Origin of the sequence: Streptomyces sp. NPDC006743 (assembly GCF_040703815.1) — a bacterium.
In the GTDB taxonomy this organism is placed as follows: Bacteria; Actinomycetota; Actinomycetes; order Streptomycetales; family Streptomycetaceae; genus Streptomyces.
Genome location: NZ_JBEYJA010000015.1, coordinates 1 through 21,126, shown reverse-complemented (window position 1 = coordinate 21,126; position 21,126 = coordinate 1). Strand labels below are relative to the sequence as shown.

The window sequence follows — 21,126 nt, the reverse complement described above, 5'->3', positions numbered from 1 at the left end:
CTTTTCGCAGACAAGCAGGAGCTAGAGACGTGAGCATCGACAAGCCCGAGATCGACTTCCCGGGCGGCGAGCCCCCGGCGGACCTGGAGATCAAGGACATCTGGGAGGGCGACGGCGAGGTGGCGCAGGCGGGCCAGACCGTCACCGTCCACTACGTGGGTGTCGCCTTCAGCACCGGCGAGGAGTTCGACGCCAGCTGGAACCGGGGCACCCCCTTCCGCTTCCCGCTCGGCGGTGGCCGGGTCATCAAGGGCTGGGACCAGGGCGTGCAGGGCATGAAGGTCGGCGGCCGCCGCCAGCTGACCATCCCGGCCCACCTCGCCTACGGCAACCAGAGCCCGACCCCGGCGATCAAGCCCGGCGAGACGCTGATCTTCGTCGTCGACCTGCTCGGGGTCTGATCACCGCCGCGCGGATCCGTCCGGGAAGCCGGGGGATCCGCGCGGGATCCGATCACCTGGGGCCCATGCCCGGCCGGGCACGGGCCCTCGGCTTTTGCCACCGTGCCGCGGGGCGGTACGGTCGTCGGCAGTAAGAGCCGCGAACACAGGTGGGCCCCGGCGGGCGGCGCCCGGCACGCGCCCTCGCCGCGCTGCCAAAAGGTCGTGGTAGCTCCGCTGCGAGGGCCCTTCCGGCGCCTTGCGGTCGCACGCACCACACCGCTCGCCGAGCGGACCCCACTTCTGTTCGCAGCTCCAAGCACCACGAGGAAGGTGACGGGCGCCGATGGCCATTGCCAAGGCGGAGCGGCTGATGAACCTCGCGCTGTGCCTGCTCGGGACACGGCGGCCGCTCAGCAAGCGGGAGCTGCGCGAGTCCATCGAGGCGTACGTGGAGGCCTTCGGGCCGGGCCGGGGCACGGCTCCCGGGCCGGACAGGAGCGCGCCGGCGTCCGACGACTCCTTCAACCGCATGTTCGAGCGCGACAAGGACGACCTGCGCGAGCTGGGGCTGGTCATCGAGACCGTGGAGAGCCTGGACGGAGAGGTCGGCTACCTCGCCCGCCGGGACAGCAACCGGCTGCCGCCCATCACCCTGGACGCCGAGGAGGCCGCGGCCCTGGGCCTGGCCGCCAAGGTCTGGCAGCAGGCCCGGCTCGCCGGGGCCGCCAGCGGCGCCCTGCAGAAACTGCGCGCGGCCGGTCTGCCCGAGGACGTCGACCCGTACGAGGCGCACAGCGCCCTGGAGCCGCGCATCCCGGTGCACGAGGCCGCCTTCGAACCGCTGATGCTGGCCTGCCGCGACCGCCGTCCGGTGCTCTTCGACTACCGCAAGGCCAGCGCCGCCCGCCCCGAGCCCCGGCATGTGGAGCCGTGGGCGCTGGAGTGCTGGCGCGGCCACTGGTACCTCGCGGGCTTCGACCGCGACCGCGGCGCCGAGCGGGTCTTCCGGCTGTCCCGGATCACCGGCAAGGTGCGCTCGCGCGGCGCCCGCTTCACCGCTCCCGTGCCGGACGTCGTCACCGTCCGGGAGACCGTCGCGAGCTGGGCCGGCGAGATCGCCGACCGCTCGGCGCGGATCCGGCTGCGCTCGGGCTCGGGCTACCCCCTTCGGGCGAAGGCCACCGCCGTCCGGGAACTCGGCGACGGCTGGGACGAGTTGGACATCCCGTACGGGCACGGGCTGGACGCCTGGCTGGTGGAGTTCGGACCGGACGTGGTGGTCCTGGAACCCGCCGAACTGCGGGCGGACGTGGTGGACCGGCTGCGCGCCGTGGCCAAGGGCTGAGGGGGATCGAGGAACACCGTGGCAGGCAAACCGGTCAGGCCCGCGAACGCCATCGACCAGACCCGGCGGATGCTCTCCCTCGTGACCTATCTGAGGGAGCGGCCCGGCGCCCGGATCGAGGACGTGGCGCGCGCCTTCGGCATCAGCGAGGACGAGCTGGTCTCCGACCTCGACGTGCTGCCCATGTGCGGCACCAGCTTCCGCGGCGGCGACCTGCTCGACATCGACACCGACGGTGAGCGGATCTGGTGGCACAACCCCGCCGCGCTCGGCGCGGACGCCGCCGAGCCGCTCAGGCTGGCCGCCGACGAGGCGACCGCCCTGCTCGTCGCCGCCCGCGCGGTGGCCACCCTGCCGGGCCTGCGCGAGAGCGACCGGCAGGCGCTGCTGCGGGCGACCGCCAAGGTGGAGACCGCGGCCGGCGAGGCGGCGGGCGCCAGCTCCCGCCTCTCGGTGACCTTCGAGTCCGAGGGCGGCGTCTTCGCCGACGTCGACCGGGCCATCTCCGAGCGGCGCCGCCTGTGGATCCGCTACTACTCACCCGCGCGCGACGAGGTCACCGAGCGCGAGATCGACCCCATCCGCCTGGTCAGTGTCGGACACACGTACGTGGAGGCCTGGTGCCGCCGCTCCGAGGCGCGCCGCACCTTCCGCCTCGACCGGGTCGCCGAGATCACGATCCTCGACGAGCCGTCCGCACCCCCGGAGATAGAGCTGCGCGACCTGTCCGAGGCGCTGGTGCAGCCCGCCGCGGAGGACCCCGAGGTCGTCGTCGAGGTCGGCCCCGGCGGCCGCTGGGTCGCCGAGTACTACCCGCACGACAGCGCCGAGGAGCTGCCCGACGGCGGGCTGCGCATCACGCTGCGCACCCCCGACCCGGCCTCGCTCCGGCGTCTGGCGCTGCGCCTGGGGCAGGACGGCAGGATCGTCGCACCGGGCGCCCTGGCCGACAGCGCCCGGCAGGCGGCCCGGGAGGCCCTCGCGGCGTACGACGGGACCGAGGCGGCGCCCGGCGCGGGCGGCCGGGGCACCGGCGGGGGAGCCCCGGCCGGTGACCGAGAGGGCGCCGGGCCCACGGCGTCCGGCGGCCCGTCCGGGCCGGTGTGGGCCTACGGCAGGCAGGAGCAGGCGCTGTGAGCGAGTCGACGCCGCCCGCGGGGACGGGCATGTCGGTGGCGGCGGCCTTCGCCGGCATGCGGAACGTGTCGCCCGCGGTGTTCCGCGCGTGCTGCCCCGAGTGCCGGGCCCGTTTCGAACTCGCCGCGAGCGCGCTGCGGCTGGTGGTCGGCGCCAGCAGCCGTACCACCTTCTACTCGTTCACCTGCCCCGAGTGCGGTGTACCGGCCCGCAAGCCGGCCGGGGAACGGATCGTCGAACTGCTCACCAGCGGCGGCGTCAGGGCTCTGCGGCTGCACAGCGCCGTCTGAGGCCCCTGCGGGCGCGTCGGGCGGTCCCGGCGCGGCCCGGGCGCGGGCGGGGGCCGTGTGCGGCCCGTGCCGCTGCCCGGTGAAGGTTCGCTCCCGGGAAGCGGGCGCCCCGGAGCCCCGGGCGGGCGAGCGGCCCGGCCCCGCGGTGCGCGGCCCCGCCCGAGGCCGCACGCCGTCCGTCCGTGCGGGACAGCGCTCGGCCGGTCCGGCGGCGGCCGGCGGTGCCCGGCGCCGGACCGTCGCGGGTGCGACGACCGGCCGCCGGCCGCGGGCCTGGACGGAACCGCTGCGCGGACCGTCTAGGCTCAGGGCCATGGTGTGGCCGATGTTCGCGGTAGCTGCGGGATTTCTGGGACTCGCCGTCCTCGGTGTGCTGGGGATCCGGGTCTTCCTGGAGGCGCAACGCCTCGGCAGGCAGGTCTCGGACTCGGCGCGGCGTATCAACAGGGCGGCCGAGGACCTGGAGCGGGCCGCGGTGAGCGCGGCGCGGGCGGCCGACCCCCGGTGAGCGCTTCCGGGAACCCGTGCGCGGTCCCGGGAACTTCTGTGAGGTTCTGAACGTCAGGCCGGGTGGAGTGCTGCGGCCTGTACCCAATGCTCTTGCGGCTGGGTACGCTCTACGCGCGGTCCGAAGAACGAGGCGCGGTCCGCACGGCACGAGTACACGTGGGGATGGTTCCGAGTTCATCCCCGGGCGATACGATCGCTGTCAGCACGATGGTCAGACCCCTGTCCGTCCGGTCGGTCAGGACCCGCCGCCCCGCCTCAGTGAGAAGGTGAAGACAGATGTTCCGCAACGCACTCGAGCCGTGGCACCTGGTGCTGTTGATTCTCGTGATCGTCCTCGTGTTCGGCTCGAAGAAGCTTCCGGACATGGCGCGCTCGCTCGGCAAGTCGGCGCGCATCCTCAAGAGCGAGGCCAAGGCGATGAAGGGCGACGGCAAGGCGTCCTCGACCGCCGCCCAGCCCGCCGAGGACGAGCAGACCCCGCAGGCTCAGCGCACGATCCAGGCCTCCCCCGGTGACGTGACCAGCTCCCGCCCGGTCGCCGAGCCGACGGACACCACGCCCCAGCGCTGACGCGAGGACCCGGGACCTCAGCGGTCCACTGCACGAGATGAGGATGTGGGTTGCTCAAGCCGGCCCAGAAGAAGGAGAGGGATCCCGAGGGGCGCATGCCGCTCGCGGACCACTTGCGTGAGCTGCGCAACCGGCTCGCGAAGGGTGTCCTTGCGATCCTCGTCGTGACGGTGGTGGCGGCCTTCTACTACAAGGACATCACCAACTTCATCACGAAGCCGGTGCTGGACTCCATCGGTTGCCCGCAGAGCTTCGGGCAACTGGCGAAGGCCAAGGACAACCACTGCGCGCACCTCACGGTCAGCGGTCTGCTGGCGCCCTTCACCCTGGCCCTGAAAGTCGCGCTGACGACGGGTATCGTGCTGGCCGCGCCGGTGTGGCTCTACCAGCTGTGGGCCTTCGTCGCGCCGGGCCTGCACCGGCACGAGAAGAAGTACGCCTACTCCTTCGTGGGGTTCGGCTTTCCGCTCTTCCTGGCCGGCGGCTACCTCGCCTACAACGTGCTGCCGACGACGGCGAAGTTCCTGATCGACCTGACGCCCAGCGGCGCGGAGAACCTGCTGCCCCTGGACGACCTGCTCGACCTGAGCATCCGCATGGTCGTCGTCTTCGGCCTCGCCTTCGAGATGCCGCTGCTGCTGATCATGCTCAACATCACCGGCGTGCTGTCCGGGCGGCGCATGCTCGGGTGGTGGCGCGGCATGATCGTCGGTATCGCCGCCTTCGCGGCCGTGGCCACGCCCAGCCCCGACCCGGGGACGATGCTGTCCCTGGCGGCGCCGATCTGGGGTCTGTTCTTCATCGCCGTGGGGTTCGCCCTGTTCAACGACCGCCGCAAGCTCCGGCGCACGGCGGGGGGCCCGTCCGACGACGAGGCCTCCGACCTCGACCTCACCCCCGAGGACATCGGCGAGGTCGAGCCCGTTCCCGCCCCCCGGGCCCTGCCCGAGCAGTCCGGCACCGAGCGGGTCAACGGCTACGACGACGTGACCTGAGCCACTGCGCGCATCTGGCCGGCCGCCCGCCCCGCGAGCGGCCGGCCTGCGCGTGTCCGGGCCAGCGCGTGTGCGGGCCCGCGCGCGTCCGGGGCGGCGTTGTGCCCCCCGCTCTCCGGGCGCCCCACCCCGCTCCCCGGCGCCCATCCGCTCGCCGGGCGCCCCACCCCGCTCCCGGGGCGGTCACCGGCCGCCGGGCCGCCGGAATCCGTCCGCTGCCGGGGCGATCGGGATAATGATCGTCCTGTTGTCAGTGCGGCCCGGTACGCTCGAAAGCACGATGACTCAGGACCTCTCACCGGCCGAGCGGTACGCGGCAGCGCGCAGGCGAGCTGCCGAGCAGGCCACCGCACTCGCGGGTTTCCGCGAGATGTACGACTTCGGCCTCGACCCGTTCCAGATCGAGGCCTGCCGGGCCCTTGAGGCCGGCAAGGGCGTGCTGGTCGCCGCGCCCACCGGCTCCGGCAAGACGATCGTGGGCGAGTTCGCCGTCCACCTCGCCCTCCAGCAGGGCAAGAAGTGCTTCTACACGACGCCCATCAAGGCGCTGTCCAACCAGAAGTACTCCGACCTGTGCCGCCGCTACGGCAGCGGCAAGGTCGGCCTCCTCACCGGCGACAACAGCCTCAACTCCGACGCCCCGGTGGTCGTGATGACCACCGAGGTGCTGCGGAACATGCTGTACGCGGGCTCCCAGACCCTGCGCGGTCTCGGCTACGTGGTCATGGACGAGGTGCACTACCTCTCCGACCGCTTCCGCGGCGCCGTCTGGGAGGAAGTGATCATCCACCTGCCCGAGTCGGTGACCCTGGTGTCACTGTCGGCGACCGTGTCCAACGCCGAGGAGTTCGGCGACTGGCTGGACACGGTCCGGGGTGACACCGAGGTGATCGTCTCCGAGCACCGCCCCGTCCCGCTCTTCCAGCATGTGCTGGCCGGCCGCCGGATGTACGACCTCTTCGAGGAGGGCGAGGGCCACAAGAAGGCCGTCAACCCCGACCTCACGCGGATGGCCCGCATGGAGGCCAGCCGCCCGTCGTACCAGGACCGCAGACGCGGCCGGAACATGCGCGAGGCCGACCGCGAGCGCGAGCGCCGCCAGCGCTCCCGGATCTGGACGCCGAGCCGCCCGGAGGTCATCGAGCGGCTGGACGCCGAGGGCCTGCTGCCCGCCATCACGTTCATCTTCAGCCGCGCCGCCTGCGAGGCCGCCGTCCAGCAGTGCCTGTACGCGGGCCTGAGACTGAACGACGAGGAGGCGCGGGAACGGGTCCGCGCCCTCGTCGAGGAGCGCACCGCCGCGATCCCGCGCGAGGACCTGCACGTCCTCGGGTACTACGAGTGGCTGGAGGGCCTGGAGCGCGGCATCGCCGCCCACCACGCCGGCATGCTCCCGACCTTCAAGGAGGTCGTCGAGGAACTCTTCGTACGTGGCCTGGTCAAGGCGGTCTTCGCCACCGAGACCCTCGCCCTGGGCATCAACATGCCCGCCCGCTCGGTGGTCCTGGAGAAACTCGTCAAGTGGAACGGCGAGCAGCACGCCGACATCACCCCCGGCGAGTACACCCAGCTGACCGGCCGGGCCGGCCGCCGCGGCATCGACGTCGAGGGGCACGCGGTGGTGCTGTGGCAGCGTGCCATGAACCCCGAGCACCTCGCGGGCCTCGCGGGCACCCGCACCTATCCGCTGCGCTCCAGCTTCCGGCCGTCGTACAACATGGCGGTCAATCTGGTCGAGCAGTTCGGCCGGCACCGCTCCCGGGAGCTGCTGGAGACCTCCTTCGCGCAGTTCCAGGCCGACAAGTCGGTCGTCGGCATCTCCCGGCAGGTGCAGCGCAACGAGGAGGGCCTGGCGGGCTACAAGGAGTCGATGACCTGCCACCTCGGGGACTTCACGGAGTACGCGCGGCTGCGCCGGGAGCTGAAGGACCGGGAGAACGAACTGGCCCGGCAGGGCGCCGTCCAGCGGCGGGCCGAGGCCGCCGTCGCCCTGGAGAAGCTCAAGCCGGGTGACATCATCCACGTCCCCACCGGCAAGTTCGCGGGCCTCGCCCTGGTCCTGGATCCGGGCCTGCCGGCCGGCCGGGCGGGCGGCCACCGCGGATTCGAGCACCAGGACGGCCCGCGCCCGCTCGTGCTGACCGCCGAGCGGCAGGTCAAGCGGCTGGCGGCCATCGACTTCCCGGTGCCCGTGGAGCCGCTGGAGCGGATGCGGATCCCGAAGTCCTTCAACCCGCGCTCCCCGCAGTCCCGGCGCGACCTGGCCTCCGCGCTGCGCACCAAGGCCGGGCACATCCCGCCCGACCGGCACCGCAAGCGGCGCTCGCAGGCGGTCGACGACCGGGAGATCGCGCGGCTGCGCACCGAACTGCGCGCCCACCCCTGCCACGGCTGCAACGACCGTGAGGACCACGCCCGCTGGGCCGAGCGCTACCACCGGCTGCTGCGCGACACCAAGCAGCTGGAGCACCGCATCGAGGGCCGTACGAACACGATCGCGCGCACCTTCGACCGGATCGTCGCCCTCCTCACCGAGCTGGACTACCTGCGCGGCGACGAGGTGACCGAGCACGGCAAGCGGCTGGCCCGGCTGTACGGCGAACTCGACCTGCTGGCCAGTGAATGCCTGCGCGAGCGCGTCTGGGAGGGCCTGGGGCCGGCCGAACTCGCCGCGTGCGTCTCGGCCTTGGTCTACGAGGCCCGCGTCGGTGACGACGCCATGGCGCCCAAGCTGCCCTCGGGCAAGGCGAAGGCCGCGCTCGGGGAGATGGTGCGCATCTGGGGCCGCCTCGACGCCCTGGAGGAGGAGTTCCGCATCAGCCAGACCGAGGGCGTCGGTCAGCGCGAGCCCGACCTCGGCTTCGCCTGGGCGGCGTACATGTGGGCCTCCGGCAAGGGCCTGGACGAGGTGCTGCGGGAGGCGGAGATGCCGGCCGGTGACTTCGTGCGCTGGTGCAAGCAGGTCATCGACGTCCTGGGCCAGATCTCGGCGGCGGCCCCGCCGGAGAACTCCACGGTGGCGAAGAACGCGCGCAAGGCGGTCGACGGCCTGCTGAGGGGAGTGGTCGCCTACTCGTCGGTCGGGTGAGGTCCGCCCCGGCGGGGCAGGGGGCGTGACGGTGTGCGGTCGATCCGCGCAGGGTCACGCCCCCTTGGCGTTCCCTCACCCGTCCCGGTGAGGGGTTTTCGCATGCCTGTACGTCGTGACGTTCGGTGTTCGAACGATCGCACGGCGTGCGAAACGGCCGAGGGTACTCCTGTCCCCGGCCCTGTTTCAGGTGCTTGCCGAATATGACACGCCGATGATCCGGTCGGACTAAGCTCGCCCGCAGCGCACCGAGTTGACATGTATTCGTGCGTTTGTTCCCAGACATCTCAAAGGTCCGACTGTTCCATGGCATACCCCACGGGAAGCTGCCCCGAACCCCAGCCGATTCGTCACAGAGGGCTTACATGGTGAGTGTCCAATCGCCTCCTGGCGGCCGCGAACTTCCCTACGCACGCGTGCTGTTGCTGCCGGTCATACTGATGGCGGCGGCCACCGGAGCCGCCGTCGCGCTGGTGACGGACCCGGCCCGCCTCGCCGTCGGCTGCTGCGGCGCCGTCGCCACCCTGCTCGTGCTGCTCACCGGCGCCGAAGCCGTGCGCCGCGGCCGTACCATCCGCGCGGAACGGGCCGAACACGCCCGGCGCACCGAGCACCTCCAGGCGCGCATCGCCGGCCACGACGAGCAGATCTCCTACCTCGCCACCGAGATCCTCCCGGCCGCCGTCGAGTACCTGCGCGCCAGCCACACCCCGCGCGAGGTCATGCGCGACCTCATCGACGGGGACCCGGAGTGGTGCGGGATCTCCGAGCCGCAGCGCGCGGTGGTCCGCATGATCCTCAAGATCGTGGACCAGGAGGAGTCGATGCGTGACTCCACGCAGCGCTCCTTCGTCAGCATCGCCCGCCGTGTCCAGGCGATCGTGCACCAGCAGGCCAAGGAACTGCGGGAGATGGAGGAGGACCACGGCCGCAGCCCGGAGGTCTTCGACGACCTGCTGCGCATCGACCACGGCACCGCGCTCATCGGCCGTCTCGCCGACTCCATCTCCGTCCTCGGCGGCGGCCGCCCCGGCCGCCAGTGGCCCAACCCGGTCACCCTGTACAGCGTGCTGCGCGGCGCCATGTCCCGGATCCTGGAGTACCGCCGGATCGAGCTGCACTCCATCGCCAAGGTCAACATCAAGGGCACCGACGTCGAGCCGGTCATCCACGCCGCGGCCGAACTCCTCGACAACGCCACCCGCTACTCGCCGCCCCAGACCAAGGTGCACGTCACCGCCGTCGAGGTGCAGACCGGCGTCGCCATCGAGATCGAGGACGGCGGCGTCAGCCTCAACGAGGAGTCCCGCGACCGGATCGAGAGGATGGTCGAGGCCGCCAAGGCCGGGGTCGACCTCCAGGAACTGGGGGAGAGCCCGCGCCTGGGCCTCGCCGTCGTGGGCCGCCTGTGCACGGCGTACAAGATGCAGGTCTCGCTGCGGGCCTCCGCGTACGGCGGGGTGCGCGCGGTCCTCGTCGTGCCCAGCGACATGATGACGACCGACCCCGCACCGGGCCTCGCCCACGGCATCGGCGCCACCTCCATCCCGCGGCCCGGCGAGGACGCTGTGGAGGGCCCCAAGCGCGCCCCCAAGAAGCGCCGCCCCACCAGCCCGCGCATCCCCGCCTCCGTGCCGATGGAGGACGAGGTCCCCGAGGTGACGGAGTGGACCCCGAACGGCCTGCCGCAGCGCCGCAGCCGGGTCAAGATCCCGCTCAGCCGGCGCATCGCCGAACAGGTCGCCGCCGAGCGCGCCGAGCAGGAGGGCGGCTCCGTGTGGAGCACGCCCCGCCCCGCCGTCCCCGAGCCCGCCGAGAAGGAACCCGAACCGGGCCTGTGGGTCGAGGCGTTCTGGGACGGCCTGAAGAAGGACAACCCCGGCCCGGACCCGACCGCCTTCACCCAGGACCCGACCGCATTCCTGCACCTGATCGAGAAGCCGGCCCGGGACGGGGCCGACGACGAGGGGGACCTCAAGTGATCCAGCAGCGCGCCAACTTCGACTGGATGCTCAAGGAGCTGAACGACGGCGTACCGGGCATCGAGATGATCGTGGTGCTCTCGGCCGACGGCCTGCGCATCGCCCGCTACGGCGGCGACCCGGACGCGGCCGACCGGGTCGCGGCGGCCTGCGCGGGCCTGCAGAGCCTGGCGAGCGCCGTCGCCGTCGAGATCCCCGACAGCGACGGCCGGATGAAACTGGTGGTCATCGAGATCGACGGCGGCTACTTCTACCTGATGTCCGCCGGGGCCAACGCCTACCTGGCGGTGCTCGCCGACATCCGCACCGAACCCGGCATGATGAGCGCCCGCATGCGCGACCTCGTGGTGCGCATCGGCGCCCATCTGACCAGTCCGCCCCGGCGGGGTGGGCAGACCGTATGACACCTCCGCGACGCCAGAGGCGCTTCCCCGCGCACGAGCCGCCGCCCCCCAAGCCCGCCAAGCAGGGCGAGGAGAAGAACCCGGAGCGGCTGTACGTCGTCGCCGGGGCCGGTGAGGACGGCGCCCGCGCCGCCCTGGACCTGGTCACCCTCGTGGTGGCACGCGCCGAACCGCCGCCGTCCGCCACCCCCGAGCAGGCGGCCCTGCTGCGGCTGTGCACCGCCCCGCTGTCCGTGGCCGAGCTGTCGGCCTACCTCAACCTGCCGTTCAGCGCGATGACGGTCCTGATCACCGAGCTGCTGACGGCCGAACTGGTACAGGCGCGCGCCCCGATCGTGCGCCAGGCGGTCCCCGACCGTTCCCTCCTCGAAGCGGTGATGCATGGACTTCAACGGCTCTGACACCCTCCCCGGCCCGCGCACCGAGGACCATCTTCCGCACACGGCCCAGGCCGCGGTGAAGATCGTCATCGTCGGCGGCTTCGGGGTCGGCAAGACGACGATGGTCGGCTCGGTCAGTGAGATCAGGCCGCTGACCACCGAGGAGACCATGACCCAGGCCGGTATCGGGGTCGACGACGACTACGGCTCCGACTCCAAGACGGCCACCACCGTGGCGATGGACTTCGGCCGCATCAGCATCACCGACCAACTGGTGCTCTACCTCTTCGGCACCCCCGGCCAGGAGCGCTTCTGGTTCCTGTGGAACGGGCTGTTCGAGGGGGCGCTCGGCGCGGTCGTCCTCGTCGACACCCGCCGCCTGGAGGTGAGCTTCGACGTCATGGGGCGGCTGGAGGAACGCGGTGTGCCCTTCGTCGTGGCCATCAACTCCTTCCCTGACGCCCCCCGTTACCCGATCGCCGAGCTGCGCACCGCGCTCGACCTGTCCGAGGACGTCCCGATGGTCGAGTGCGACGTACGGCGCCGGGCCTCCAGCCGGGACGTGCTGATGACGCTCATGCGCTTCCTGCACTCCCTCGCCATGACCGGCTCCCGCACCTGAGCGGACACCGCGCCCGAACCGGCCGGCTCCGCCGCCCCATCGCTCGCGGCTCCCGCACCTGAGCGGACACCGCGCCCGAACCGGCCGGCTCCGCCGCCCCACCGCTCGCCCCTTCACTCCTTCTCCTCCACTCCGCCTCCTCCCTTCCATCCCCTTCCGTCCTTTCCGTTCCGAAAGCGACCGCTGTGACGCCTGAACACCAGCCCCTGACCGGTCCGGACGACCGCACCCCCGCTCCGCCCCCCGGCTGCCCCGCGCACGGCATCGGCGCCGGCGGGCTGCACCGGCTCCACGAGGCGCCGGACCTCGGCGACCTCTACGAGCAACTGCGCGAGCAGCACGGCCCGGTGGCGCCCGTGCTGCTGCACGACGACGTCCCCATGTGGGTGGTCCTCGGCCACGCCGAGAACCTGCACATGGTGCGCACGCCGTCGCAGTTCACCCGGGACAGCCGTATCTGGACACCGCTCAAGGAGGGCATGGTCAAGCCCGACCACCCCCTCATGCCCCACATCGCCTGGCAGCCCATCTGCTCGCACGCCGAGGGTGACGAGCACAAGCGGTTGCGCGGCGCGGTCACCGCCGCCATGGCCACCATCGACCACCGCGGACTGCGCCGCCACATCGGCCGCGCCACCCAGCGCCTGGTCAACCGCTTCTGCGAGACCGGCCGCGCCGACCTCGTCGACCAGTTCGCCGAGCACCTGCCGATGGCGGTGATGTGCGAGGTCCTCGGCATGCCCGAGGAGTACGACGACCGGCTCGTGCAGTGCGCCCGCGACATGCTCAAGGGCACCGACACCGCCATCGCCAGCAACGAGTACATCATGGGCTGTCTGCGGCGGCTCGCCGCCCGCCGCCGCGCGCAGGCCGCGGACGACTTCACCAGCCACCTCATCGCCGACCCGGCGGGCCTGAACGACGACGAGGTCGAGCAGCACCTGCGGCTCGTGCTCATCGCCGCCTACGAGGCCACCGCGAACCTCCTGGCCAACACCATCCGCCGGGTGCTCACCGACCCCGGCTTCCGCGCCCAGCTCAACGGCGGCCAGATGACGGTACCGGAGGCGGTCGAGCAGTCCCTGTGGGACGAGCCGCCCTTCAGCACCATCTTCGCCTACTTCGCCAAGCAGGACACGGAGCTGGGCGGTCGGCGCATCCGCCGCGGCGACGGCCTGCTGCTCGGCATCGCGCCGGGCAACGTCGACCCCCGGGTCCGGCCCGACCTGGACGCGGACATGCAGGGCAACCGTTCCCACCTGGCCTTCAGCGGCGGCCCGCACGAGTGTCCGGGCCAGGACATCGGCCGTGCCATCGCCGACGTGGGCGTCGACAACCTGCTGATGCGGCTGCCGGACATCCAGCTGGACTGCGCCGAGGAGGAGCTGCGCTGGACCGAGTCGATCGCCTCGCAGCACCTGGTCGAGCTGCCGGTGCGGTTCACCCCGCGGCCGCAGCAGGACGTGCGGGCCCAGCCGAGCCACACCCCCATGCCGGTGCCGCAGCCCCGTGTGGCCTGGGAGATCACCACGGCACGGCCCGCCCCGGAGCCGTCCCCGGAGCCGGTCCCGGCCAGGGCCGGTGGGGCGCCCCGGACCACCGCCGTCCCGCCGGACCGTCCGCCGACCGCGGGGTCGCCGGACCGTCCGCCGACCGCGGGGTCGCCGGACCGTCCGCCGACCGCGGGGTCGCCGGACCGTCCGCCGACCGCGGTGGCCGGCGCCGCGCCCGCCCCGGCGCCGTCCGCACCGCCGGCGACGGCACCGGTGGCCGCTGCCGGGGCAGGCCCGGAGCAGGCCCGTCCGCGCGGGGCCTGGCAGCGCTTCCTGCGGTGGTGGCGCGGCTACTGACCCGCCCACCGCGGGTACGACGCCCAGGCCCGCAGCACCCGTCCGCTGCGGAACCGGTGCTCCGCCCCGGTGACCGGGTCGGTGAACTCCAGCTCCCGCGCCAGCAGTTGCAGCGGGCGCCGGAAGTCACCGGCCGGGCCGGGGCCGGTCACCACCGGGTAGAGCGGGTCGCCGAGGATCGGCACGCCCAGCGCGGACATGTGCACCCGAAGCTGGTGCGTCTGACCGGTGGCGGGGGTGAGCCGGTAGCGGGCGAGGCCGTCCGCACGGTGCTCGACCGCTTCCACGAGCGTGACCGCGTTCGGTTCGCCGGGCACCTCGCGGGCGGCGAGCACCCCGCGCTCCTTCACGATCCGGCTGCGCACGGTCCGGGGCAGGGCGAGCGCGGGGTCGTACGGCGCCACGGCCTCGTACACCTTGCGCACCAGACGGTCACGGAAGAGCGTCTGGTAGGCGCCGCGCTCCTCGGGGCGCACCGTGAACAGCACCAGTCCCGCGGTGAGCCGGTCCAGGCGGTGGGCGGCGCCGAGCGTGGGGATGCCCAGCTCGCGGCGGAGCCGGGCCAGCGCGGTCTCGGTGACGTGGGTGCCGCGCGGGGTGGTGGCGAGGAAGTGCGGCTTGTCCGCGACGACCAGGTGATCGTCGCGGTGGACCACCTCCAGCGGGAAGGGCACCGCCGCCTCCTCGGGCAGCTCCCGGTGGAACCAGACGAACATCCCGGGTTCGTACGGCGCGTCGGGCGCCACCGGGCGTCCGTCGGCGGCGACGATCCGTCCTTCGTCGAACATCTCCGCGACCGCCCCCGGCGCCGCACCCGACAGCCGTTCCACCAGGTGCTCGCGCACGGTCGCCCATGTCCCCCCGGCGGGCAGCCGCACCCGCACCGGGTCCACGCCCCGCAGCTGGGGCAGCGGTGCGGGCGGTGCGGGGCGGGCTCGGCGTCTCATCCGTCGAAGCCTACGAGCCGCCGCACCCGGTGGAAAACCGCTGGGCCGGCCCGCCGGGGCCGGGCAGGATGCGCGGTATGCCTGACCTCACCGCTCCCGTCCTGCCGGCCGGCACCTTCTCCGGTGCGCCGCAGCCCACCGTCCCCGCCGCCGGCGGACTGCTGCTGCGGCCCTTCACGCCCGGGGACGCGCCCGCGGTGCACGCCGTCTTCCAGGACCCGGCCATGCACCGCTGGCACCTGCGCTCCGCCGGCTCGCAGGAGGAGGTGGCCGGCTGGATCGCGCAGTGGCACGCGGCCTGGGAGGCGGACCGGGAAGCCCAGTGGGCGGTGACCGAGGACGATGGCGCCGGACGCCTGGTGGGCCGGGTCGCGCTGCGCGAGGTGCGCCTCGCGGACGGGGCGGCCGAGGTGGCGTACTGGACGGTCCCTGACGCCCGGGGCAGGGGAGTGGCCGCCCGTGCCACCGCCGCTCTCGCCCGCTGGGCCCTGCGGGAGACCGGCTTCCACCGACTGGAACTGCTGCACGCCGTGGCCAACGAGGCGTCCTGCCGGGTCGCCGCCCGGACCGGCTTCGTCCTGGAGGGCACCAAGCGGCGCTCGGGTCTGCACGCGGACGGCTGGCACGACATGCATCTGCACGCCCGGGTGGCGGGCGACTGAGCGTCGGCGTACCCGCCACGGAGCGAGGGGCGGCACCCGCGTGCGCGGGCGCCGCCCCTCGGCGTGCGCCGTCGGCTCAGGCGGCGCTCGCCGCGCCCTCCTGCTCGGCCTCGATCCGGGCGTTCCACTCGCGCTTGGAGGCCTGCCAGCCGTCCTCGTCGTGGCCGAGGCGCCAGTAGCCGGAGATCGACAGGTCCTCGCGCGGGATCGCGCGCTCCACGCGCAGCAGCCGCCGCAGTTCCTTCACGAAGCCGGCCTCGCCGTGCACGAAGGCGTGCACCCGGCCCTCGGGGAATTCCAGCGCCCGTACGGCCTCCACCAGGGCCGCGCCGACGGGCCGCTCGCCGCGGTGCAGCCAGACGACCTCCACGTCGGAGTCGATCTTCTGCTCCTCCTCGGGCCCCGAGACCTCCACGAAGGCGTGGGCGGTGGTGCCGGGGGGCAGCGCCTCCAGGGACCGGGCGATGGCGGGCAGGGCGCTCTCGTCCCCGGCCAGCAGATGCCAGTCGGCGCCCGGGTCGGGGGCGTAGGCGCCGCCGGGGCCCATGAAGCGCACCGTCTCGCCGGGCCGCACCAGCAGCGACCAGGGGCCGGCCAGGCCCTCGTCGCCGTGGACCACGAAGTCCAGTGTCAGTTCGAGGTGCTCGGGGTCCCACGCGCGCACGGTGTAGGTACGGGTCACCGGCCACTGCTCGCGCGGGAACTCCTCCCGGATCCGCTGCATGTCGAAGGGCTCGGGGTAGGTGACGCCCGCGGCCGGGAACAGCAGCTTCACGTAGTGGTCCGTGCACGTGTCGGCCGGGAAACCGGCGAGTTCCTCGCCGCCGAGCACCACACGCTGCATGTGCGGGGTGAGCCGTTCGGTGCGGATCACCCGGGCGGTGTGGGTCCTCCGCGGCTTGCGCGCCGGACGTTCTGCCATGACGGCCTCCCAGTTCCCTTGCTTAGGCTTACCTAAGTTAGCACCTTCCCTCCGGTGGCACCTCCTTCCCGGCCACTTCACGCCGCCAGCGTGCCGAGCAGACGCTGCAGGGAGCCGCCCAGGCCCCAGCGGGCGGCCAGTTCGTCCAGGGCCGCCGGGTCGCGCGGGGTGCGCGGCAGGGCGGTGCCGACGTCCGGCAGGGGGACGTCCCGGGCGACCTGTACGACCTTCGGCGCCACCGCGAGGTAGGGCCGTGCCTCGTCGAGGCGCCGGCGCTGCGACGGGGTGAGCTTCGCCTTCGGGTCCTCGACGGCGGCCATGATCCCGGCCAGGTCGCCGAAGTCGGCGAGCAGCCTGGCCGCCGTCTTCTCCCCGATGCCCGGCACGCCCGGCAGCCCGTCGCTCGGGTCGCCGCGCAGCAGCGCCAGGTCCGCGTACCCGCTGCCGCCGACCCCGTACTTCTCGCGCAGCAGCGCCTCGTCGGTGCTCTGCAGGGTCCCGACGCCCTTGACCGGGTACAGCACGCGCACCCCGCGGGCGTCGTCCACCAGTTGGTACAGGTCGCGGTCGCCGGTGACGATGTCGACCGGGCCGGTGGCGCGGGCCGTGAAGGTGCCGATCACGTCGTCCGCCTCGTACTCCGGGACGCCGACGCGGGCGATGCCGACGGCGTCCAGCACCGCCTCGATGACGGGGACCTGCGGGGAGAGGGTGTCCGGCACCTCTTCCTCGTCGGGGCCGCCCGGGTGTTCCTCGGCGACGCGGTGCGCCTTGTAGGAGGGGATCAGCTCCACCCGCCAGTGCGGGCGCCAGTCCGCGTCCATGCAGGCCACCAGGTGCTCGGGCCGGTGGTCCTTGACCAGGCGGTCGATGAAGTCGAGCAGCCCGCGCACGGCGTTCACCGGCGTGCCGTCCGGGGCCCTGACCGACTCCGGGACGCCGAAGTAGGCACGGAAGTACAGGGAGGCGGTGTCGAGGAGCATCAGTCGTCCGGTCACGTCCCGCATCATGCCGTACGCCTCTGACAGTCACCGGCCACGGTGTGAGGCGGGTCACTTTCTGTTTGCCTTGCATGCGCTTGGGCAGGCGCGCGCCCGAGCGAAGGTAGTTGCGTTATTCAACTGTTACTGATCCTTCGCATCTGTCCCTGTCCCCTAGGACGAGAGGTGCGCGTGGCATCCAGGCTTGAGGCCCAACACCTGTACAAGGTGTTCGGCAGACGACCCGACGAGGCAGTGGAGAGACTCCGGCAGGATGCCGACCGCGACGAACTGCGTGCGAGCGGTACCACCGCCGCCGTGATCGACGCCTCCTTCACCGTGGACCCCGGACAGATCTTCGTCGTGATGGGACTGTCCGGTTCCGGCAAGTCCACCCTCCTGCGGATGCTCAACGGGCTGCTGGAGCCCACCGCCGGGCAGGTGTGCTTCGACGGCCAGGACCTGACCGCGCTCACCGACCGCGAGCTGCGCGAGGTCCGCTCGAAGAAGATCAGCATGGTCTTCCAGCACTTCGCGCTCTTCCCGCACCGCAGCGTCCGCGACAACGCCGCCTACGGCCTGGAAGTGCAGGGCGTGCCCCGCGCCGAGCGCGGTCGCCGCGCCGACGAGGCGCTCGCCCTGTGCGGCCTGGCCGGCTGGGAGAACTCCTGGCCCGACGAGCTGTCCGGCGGCATGCAGCAGCGCGTCGGCCTCGCCCGCGCGCTCGCCACCGACGCCGACCTGCTGCTGATGGACGAGTCCTTCAGCGCCCTGGACCCGCTGATCCGCCGCGACATGCAGGACCAGCTGCTCCAGCTGCAGAAGACGCTGAAGAAGACCATCGTCTTCATCACCCACGACCTCAACGAGGCCATGCGCCTGGGCGACCGCATCGCCGTCATGCGCGACGGCCGGATCGTGCAGAACGGCACCGCCGAGGACATCCTGCTGCGCCCGGAGGGCGACTACGTCGCCTCCTTCATCCAGGACGTCGACCGCTCCCGCGTCCTGACCGCGGAAGCCGTCATGGACCGCCAGGTGCGCGGCGACGAGGCCGACTGCGACTGCGAGACGGCCGCACCGGACACCCCGTTCACCGAGCTGTGCGCCATCAGCGCCCGGCTGCCCCACCCGGTCGCCGTGCTGAACGAGCACCGCGACCTCGTGGGCGTGGTCCCCCGGCAGCGGCTCGTCGGCTTCCTCGGCGACGAACGCGACACCACACCCGCGACCTGCGACGCACCGCGCGACAAGGGCGGCAGGAAGGCGGTGGCCCGTGCCTAGGATCCCGCTCGGCGACTGGGTCAACTCCGCGGTCGACTGGCTGCTCGACCACGTGTCCTGGCTCTTCGACTTCTTCAAGACCGTCTTCACCGGCGCCTACGACGGCATCGACGCCGTCCTCCAGGCCCCCCAGCCGCTGCTGCTCGCCGGCATCTTCGCCGTGCTCGCCTTCTGGCTGCGCGGCACCCTGGCCGGCGTCCTCACCTTCGTCGGATTCGCCTTCATCGACTCCCTCGGACTGTGGGACGACGCGATGGTCACCCTGGCGCTCGTCCTGGTCGCGACGATCATCGCGCTGGTGATCTCCGTGCCGGTCGGGGTCTGGGCGGCGCGCTCGGACCGGGTCAGCGCCGTGGTACGGCCGTTCCTGGACTTCATGCAGACACTGCCCGCGATGATCTACCTCATCCCGGCCATCCTGTTCTTCGGCACCGGCGGCCCCGCGGGCATCGTCGCCACCCTGATCTTCGCGCTCGCCCCCGGCGTGCGCATGACGGAGCTGGGCATCCGCCAGGTCGACAAGGAGCTGGTGGAGGCCGCCGAGGCGTTCGGCACCACCCCGCGCAGCACCCTGCTGCGCGTCCAGCTGCCGCTCGCCCTGCCCACCGTGATGGCCGGCGTCAACCAGGTGATCATGCTCGGCCTGTCCATGGCCGCGATCGCCGGCATGGTCGGCACCGGCGGCCTCGGCGGCGACGTCAACGAGGCCATCGGCCAGCTCGACGTCGGCCTCGGCTCCGAGGCCGGTGTCGCCATCGTGATCCTCGCGATCTACCTGGACCGCATGACCAGTGCCCTGGGCACCCAGGTCTCGCCGCTCGGCCGGCGCGCCGCCGCCCGGGCGCGGTCCCTGCAGGGCCTGAAGATCTGGTCCTACCGGCCGAGCCCGCAGATCGCCGTGGTCGGCGTGGTCGTCCTCGCGCTCGTCGCGGGCGGCATGGGCATCTTCGGCGGTGGCGGCTCCAGCGCCACGGCCGCCGCCGACGGACAGAACGTCGGCAAGGGCAAGAAGCTCACCCTCGGCTACATCCCCTGGGACGAGGGCGTCGCCTCCACCTTCCTGTGGAAGGAGATCCTGGAACAGCGCGGCTACGACGTGCAGGCCAAGCAGTTCGACGCCGGACCGCTCTACACCTCCCTCGCGCAGGGCAGCGTCGACTTCGAGACGGACTCCTGGCTGCCCACGACCCACGCCCAGTACTGGAAGAAGTACGGCAAGCAGCTCGACGACCTCGGCTCCTGGTACGGGCCCACGTCGCTGGAGCTGAGCGTCCCGTCGTACATGAAGGGCATCGACTCGCTGGACGACCTCAAGGGCAAGGCCTCCCTGTTCGGCGGCAAGATCACCGGCATCGAGTCCAGCGCGGGCGAGATGGCCCTGCTCAAGAGCAAGGTCCTCGAGGACTACGGCCTGGACAAGGAGTACAAGGTCGTCGACAGCTCCACGCCCGCCATGCTGGCCGAGCTGAAGCGCGCCTACGCCAAGAAGGAACCGGTCCTCGTCACCCTGTGGTCGCCGCACTGGGCGTACAACGACTACCACCTGAAGAAGCTGAAGGACCCCAAGGGCGCCTGGGGCAAGGGCGACGGCGTGCACACGCTGGCCCGCAAGGGCTTCACGGCCGCCAACCCCGTCGTCGGCGACTGGCTGAAGAACTTCAAGCTGGACGAGAAGCAGCTCACCAGCCTGGAGGCCGAGATCAACAAGGCCGGCAAGGGACGGCAGCAGGACGCCGTCCGCACCTGGCTCAAGGCCAACCCCGGCCTCGTCGACAAGCTGGCCCCGGTGCCCGGCGGCTCCGGGTCCGCGCCCGCCGAGGCGAAGCGGCCCCTGAACGTCGCCTGGTTCCCCTGGGACGAGGACGTCGCCGTCACCCACCTGTGGAAGCACGTCCTGGAGGACCGCGGCTACAAGCTGAACCTGAAGCAGATGGACGTCGGCCCCGTCTACACCGGCCTGGCCGGCGGGGACATCGACCTCAACTTCGACGCCTGGCTGCCCTACGCCCAGAAGAACTACTGGGACAAGAGCAAGGACAAGCTCAAGGACCTCGGCACCTGGTACCAGCCGACCTCCCTGGAGATCGCCGTCCCCTCCTACGTCAAGGACGTCAAGTCCCTCGAGGACCTCAAGGGCAGGTCGTCCCTGTTCGGCGGGAAGATCATCGGCATCGAACCGGGCACCGGCGAGATGGACCTCCTCAAGAGCAAGGTCCTGCCGGGCTACGGCCTGGACAAGGAGTACAAGGTCGTCGACGGCTCCACGCCCGCGATGCTCGCCGAGCTGAAGCGCGCGTATGCCAAGAAGCAGCCCGTCGCCGTCGTGCTGTGGTCGCCGCACTGGGCGTACAGCCGCTACGGCCTCACCAAGCTCAAGGACGACAAGAAGCTCTTCGGCGAGGGCAACACCGTCCGCACCATCTCCAGCGAGAAGTTCCCCGGGCAGTACCCGCAGCTCACCGAGTGGATCAAGAACTTCAGGATGAGCGAGAAGGAGCTGGGCAGCCTGGAGAGCGAGATCAACGCGCGCGGCAAGGCGCACGAGGACGAGGCGGTCGACGCCTGGATCAAGCAGCACCCGGACGTCGTCCGGCGGATGACCCCGCAGTGAACCGGCGGACGGCCCGGTAGCAGCCCACGGGTCACCTCCGGGTGACCGGCGGACGACGACCCCGCGGCCACCGCCGCCGCACACCGCCCGAGGGGCGGGGGGGGGGCCCGGGCGGGGGGCCCGCGGGGGGGGGGCCCCCCCGGCCGCGGCCCAGCGGGCAAAGG

The 21,126-nt window shown here is 72.3% G+C and carries 19 protein-coding genes; 16 read left to right on the top strand and 3 right to left on the bottom strand.

Going from position 1 to position 21,126, the window contains the following annotated elements:
• Positions 1-29: 29 nt before the first annotated feature.
• The 13 genes from ABZ719_RS15300 (at position 30) to ABZ719_RS15240 (ending at position 13,556) form a co-directional block, all read left to right on the top strand.
• Positions 30-401 (top strand): FKBP-type peptidyl-prolyl cis-trans isomerase, encoded by a 372-nt coding sequence (locus ABZ719_RS15300; RefSeq protein ID WP_030835713.1) that lies wholly within the window; start codon positions 30-32, stop codon positions 399-401.
• A gap of 325 nt (positions 402-726) precedes the next feature.
• A complete protein-coding gene (locus ABZ719_RS15295) occupies positions 727-1,728 on the top strand; it encodes a WYL domain-containing protein (protein WP_366725661.1) in 1,002 nt (333 codons plus the stop codon).
• Between the two features lie 18 nt (positions 1,729-1,746).
• Positions 1,747-2,865, top strand: coding sequence for a WYL domain-containing protein (locus tag ABZ719_RS15290; protein ID WP_366725660.1), 1,119 nt, complete (start codon positions 1,747-1,749; stop codon positions 2,863-2,865).
• A gap of 29 nt (positions 2,866-2,894) precedes the next feature.
• Positions 2,895-3,155 (top strand): hypothetical protein, encoded by a 261-nt coding sequence (locus ABZ719_RS15285; protein WP_366725763.1) that lies wholly within the window; start codon positions 2,895-2,897, stop codon positions 3,153-3,155.
• A gap of 313 nt (positions 3,156-3,468) precedes the next feature.
• Positions 3,469-3,663 (top strand): hypothetical protein, encoded by a 195-nt coding sequence (locus ABZ719_RS15280; RefSeq protein ID WP_037859627.1) that lies wholly within the window; start codon positions 3,469-3,471, stop codon positions 3,661-3,663.
• A 278-nt stretch (positions 3,664-3,941) separates the two neighbouring features.
• Positions 3,942-4,235, top strand: a complete 294-nt coding sequence (gene tatA, locus ABZ719_RS15275) for a Sec-independent protein translocase subunit TatA (protein WP_366725659.1) — start codon at positions 3,942-3,944, stop codon at positions 4,233-4,235.
• 50 nt (positions 4,236-4,285) lie between these two features.
• Positions 4,286-5,230 (top strand): twin-arginine translocase subunit TatC, encoded by a 945-nt coding sequence (gene tatC / locus ABZ719_RS15270; protein WP_366725658.1) that lies wholly within the window; start codon positions 4,286-4,288, stop codon positions 5,228-5,230.
• A 235-nt stretch (positions 5,231-5,465) separates the two neighbouring features.
• The gene (locus ABZ719_RS15265; RefSeq protein WP_366725657.1) at positions 5,466-8,318 is read left to right on the top strand and encodes a DEAD/DEAH box helicase; all 2,853 of its coding nucleotides are present in this window, start codon (positions 5,466-5,468) and stop codon (positions 8,316-8,318) included.
• 365 nt (positions 8,319-8,683) lie between these two features.
• On the top strand, positions 8,684-10,300 hold the full coding sequence (locus tag ABZ719_RS15260; protein WP_366725656.1) for an ATP-binding protein: 1,617 nt from the start codon (positions 8,684-8,686) through the stop codon (positions 10,298-10,300).
• Complete coding sequence (locus ABZ719_RS15255) at positions 10,297-10,704, top strand: roadblock/LC7 domain-containing protein (protein WP_037859634.1); 408 nt, start codon at positions 10,297-10,299, stop codon at positions 10,702-10,704. Before ABZ719_RS15260 ends, ABZ719_RS15255 begins: the two co-directional genes overlap by 4 nt.
• The gene (locus ABZ719_RS15250; protein ID WP_366725655.1) at positions 10,701-11,105 is read left to right on the top strand and encodes a DUF742 domain-containing protein; all 405 of its coding nucleotides are present in this window, start codon (positions 10,701-10,703) and stop codon (positions 11,103-11,105) included. The genes ABZ719_RS15255 and ABZ719_RS15250 overlap by 4 nt, the downstream gene beginning before the upstream one ends.
• On the top strand, positions 11,086-11,706 hold the full coding sequence (locus tag ABZ719_RS15245; protein ID WP_366725654.1) for an ATP/GTP-binding protein: 621 nt from the start codon (positions 11,086-11,088) through the stop codon (positions 11,704-11,706). The genes ABZ719_RS15250 and ABZ719_RS15245 overlap by 20 nt, the downstream gene beginning before the upstream one ends.
• Positions 11,707-11,891: 185 nt before the next feature.
• Complete coding sequence (locus ABZ719_RS15240) at positions 11,892-13,556, top strand: cytochrome P450 (protein WP_366725653.1); 1,665 nt, start codon at positions 11,892-11,894, stop codon at positions 13,554-13,556.
• On the opposite strand, the gene ABZ719_RS15235 is transcribed toward ABZ719_RS15240, so the two are convergent.
• Positions 13,550-14,503, bottom strand: coding sequence for an RluA family pseudouridine synthase (locus tag ABZ719_RS15235; protein WP_366725652.1), 954 nt, complete (start codon positions 14,501-14,503; stop codon positions 13,550-13,552). The genes ABZ719_RS15240 and ABZ719_RS15235 overlap by 7 nt on opposite strands.
• 77 nt (positions 14,504-14,580) lie before the next feature.
• Here ABZ719_RS15235 and ABZ719_RS15230 point away from each other — a divergent pair, with 77 nt between their 5' ends.
• Positions 14,581-15,165: a GNAT family N-acetyltransferase gene (locus tag ABZ719_RS15230; RefSeq protein WP_366725651.1), complete on the top strand. Its 585-nt coding sequence runs from the start codon at positions 14,581-14,583 to the stop codon at positions 15,163-15,165.
• A 76-nt stretch (positions 15,166-15,241) separates the two neighbouring features.
• Here the strand turns inward: ABZ719_RS15230 and ABZ719_RS15225 are convergent, their stop codons facing one another.
• Together ABZ719_RS15225 and ABZ719_RS15220 are read right to left on the bottom strand one after the other, a co-directional pair.
• Positions 15,242-16,087: a siderophore-interacting protein gene (locus ABZ719_RS15225; protein WP_366725650.1), complete on the bottom strand. Its 846-nt coding sequence runs from the start codon at positions 16,085-16,087 to the stop codon at positions 15,242-15,244.
• 77 nt (positions 16,088-16,164) lie between these two features.
• On the bottom strand, positions 16,165-17,070 hold the full coding sequence (locus ABZ719_RS15220; RefSeq protein ID WP_366725762.1) for a 5'-3' exonuclease: 906 nt from the start codon (positions 17,068-17,070) through the stop codon (positions 16,165-16,167).
• A 189-nt stretch (positions 17,071-17,259) separates the two neighbouring features.
• On the opposite strand from ABZ719_RS15220, the gene ABZ719_RS15215 reads away from it, so the two are divergent.
• The gene (locus ABZ719_RS15215) at positions 17,260-18,351 is read left to right on the top strand and encodes a glycine betaine/L-proline ABC transporter ATP-binding protein (RefSeq protein WP_366725649.1); all 1,092 of its coding nucleotides are present in this window, start codon (positions 17,260-17,262) and stop codon (positions 18,349-18,351) included.
• On the top strand, positions 18,344-20,962 hold the full coding sequence (locus ABZ719_RS15210; protein WP_366725648.1) for an ABC transporter permease/substrate binding protein: 2,619 nt from the start codon (positions 18,344-18,346) through the stop codon (positions 20,960-20,962). Before ABZ719_RS15215 ends, ABZ719_RS15210 begins: the two co-directional genes overlap by 8 nt.
• The last annotated feature ends 164 nt before the right edge of the window (positions 20,963-21,126 follow it).

Bases quoted from the DNA above. Each gene is read 5' to 3' on its own strand.
- ABZ719_RS15295 (WP_366725661.1), top strand. From the start codon at position 727: ATGGCCATTGCCAAGGCGGAGCGGCTGATGAACCTCGCGCTGTGCCTG.
- ABZ719_RS15285 (WP_366725763.1), top strand. From the start codon at position 2,895: ATGTCGGTGGCGGCGGCCTTCGCCGGCATGCGGAACGTGTCGCCCGCG.
- ABZ719_RS15280 (WP_037859627.1), top strand. From the start codon at position 3,469: ATGGTGTGGCCGATGTTCGCGGTAGCTGCGGGATTTCTGGGACTCGCC.
- tatA (WP_366725659.1), top strand. From the start codon at position 3,942: ATGTTCCGCAACGCACTCGAGCCGTGGCACCTGGTGCTGTTGATTCTC.
- ABZ719_RS15265 (WP_366725657.1), top strand. From the start codon at position 5,466: ATGATCGTCCTGTTGTCAGTGCGGCCCGGTACGCTCGAAAGCACGATG.
- ABZ719_RS15260 (WP_366725656.1), top strand. From the start codon at position 8,684: ATGGTGAGTGTCCAATCGCCTCCTGGCGGCCGCGAACTTCCCTACGCA.
- ABZ719_RS15250 (WP_366725655.1), top strand. From the start codon at position 10,701: ATGACACCTCCGCGACGCCAGAGGCGCTTCCCCGCGCACGAGCCGCCG.
- ABZ719_RS15245 (WP_366725654.1), top strand. From the start codon at position 11,086: ATGGACTTCAACGGCTCTGACACCCTCCCCGGCCCGCGCACCGAGGAC.
- ABZ719_RS15235 (WP_366725652.1), bottom strand. From the start codon at position 14,503: ATGAGACGCCGAGCCCGCCCCGCACCGCCCGCACCGCTGCCCCAGCTG.
- ABZ719_RS15230 (WP_366725651.1), top strand. From the start codon at position 14,581: ATGCCTGACCTCACCGCTCCCGTCCTGCCGGCCGGCACCTTCTCCGGT.
- ABZ719_RS15225 (WP_366725650.1), bottom strand. From the start codon at position 16,087: ATGGCAGAACGTCCGGCGCGCAAGCCGCGGAGGACCCACACCGCCCGG.
- ABZ719_RS15220 (WP_366725762.1), bottom strand. From the start codon at position 17,070: ATGCTCCTCGACACCGCCTCCCTGTACTTCCGTGCCTACTTCGGCGTC.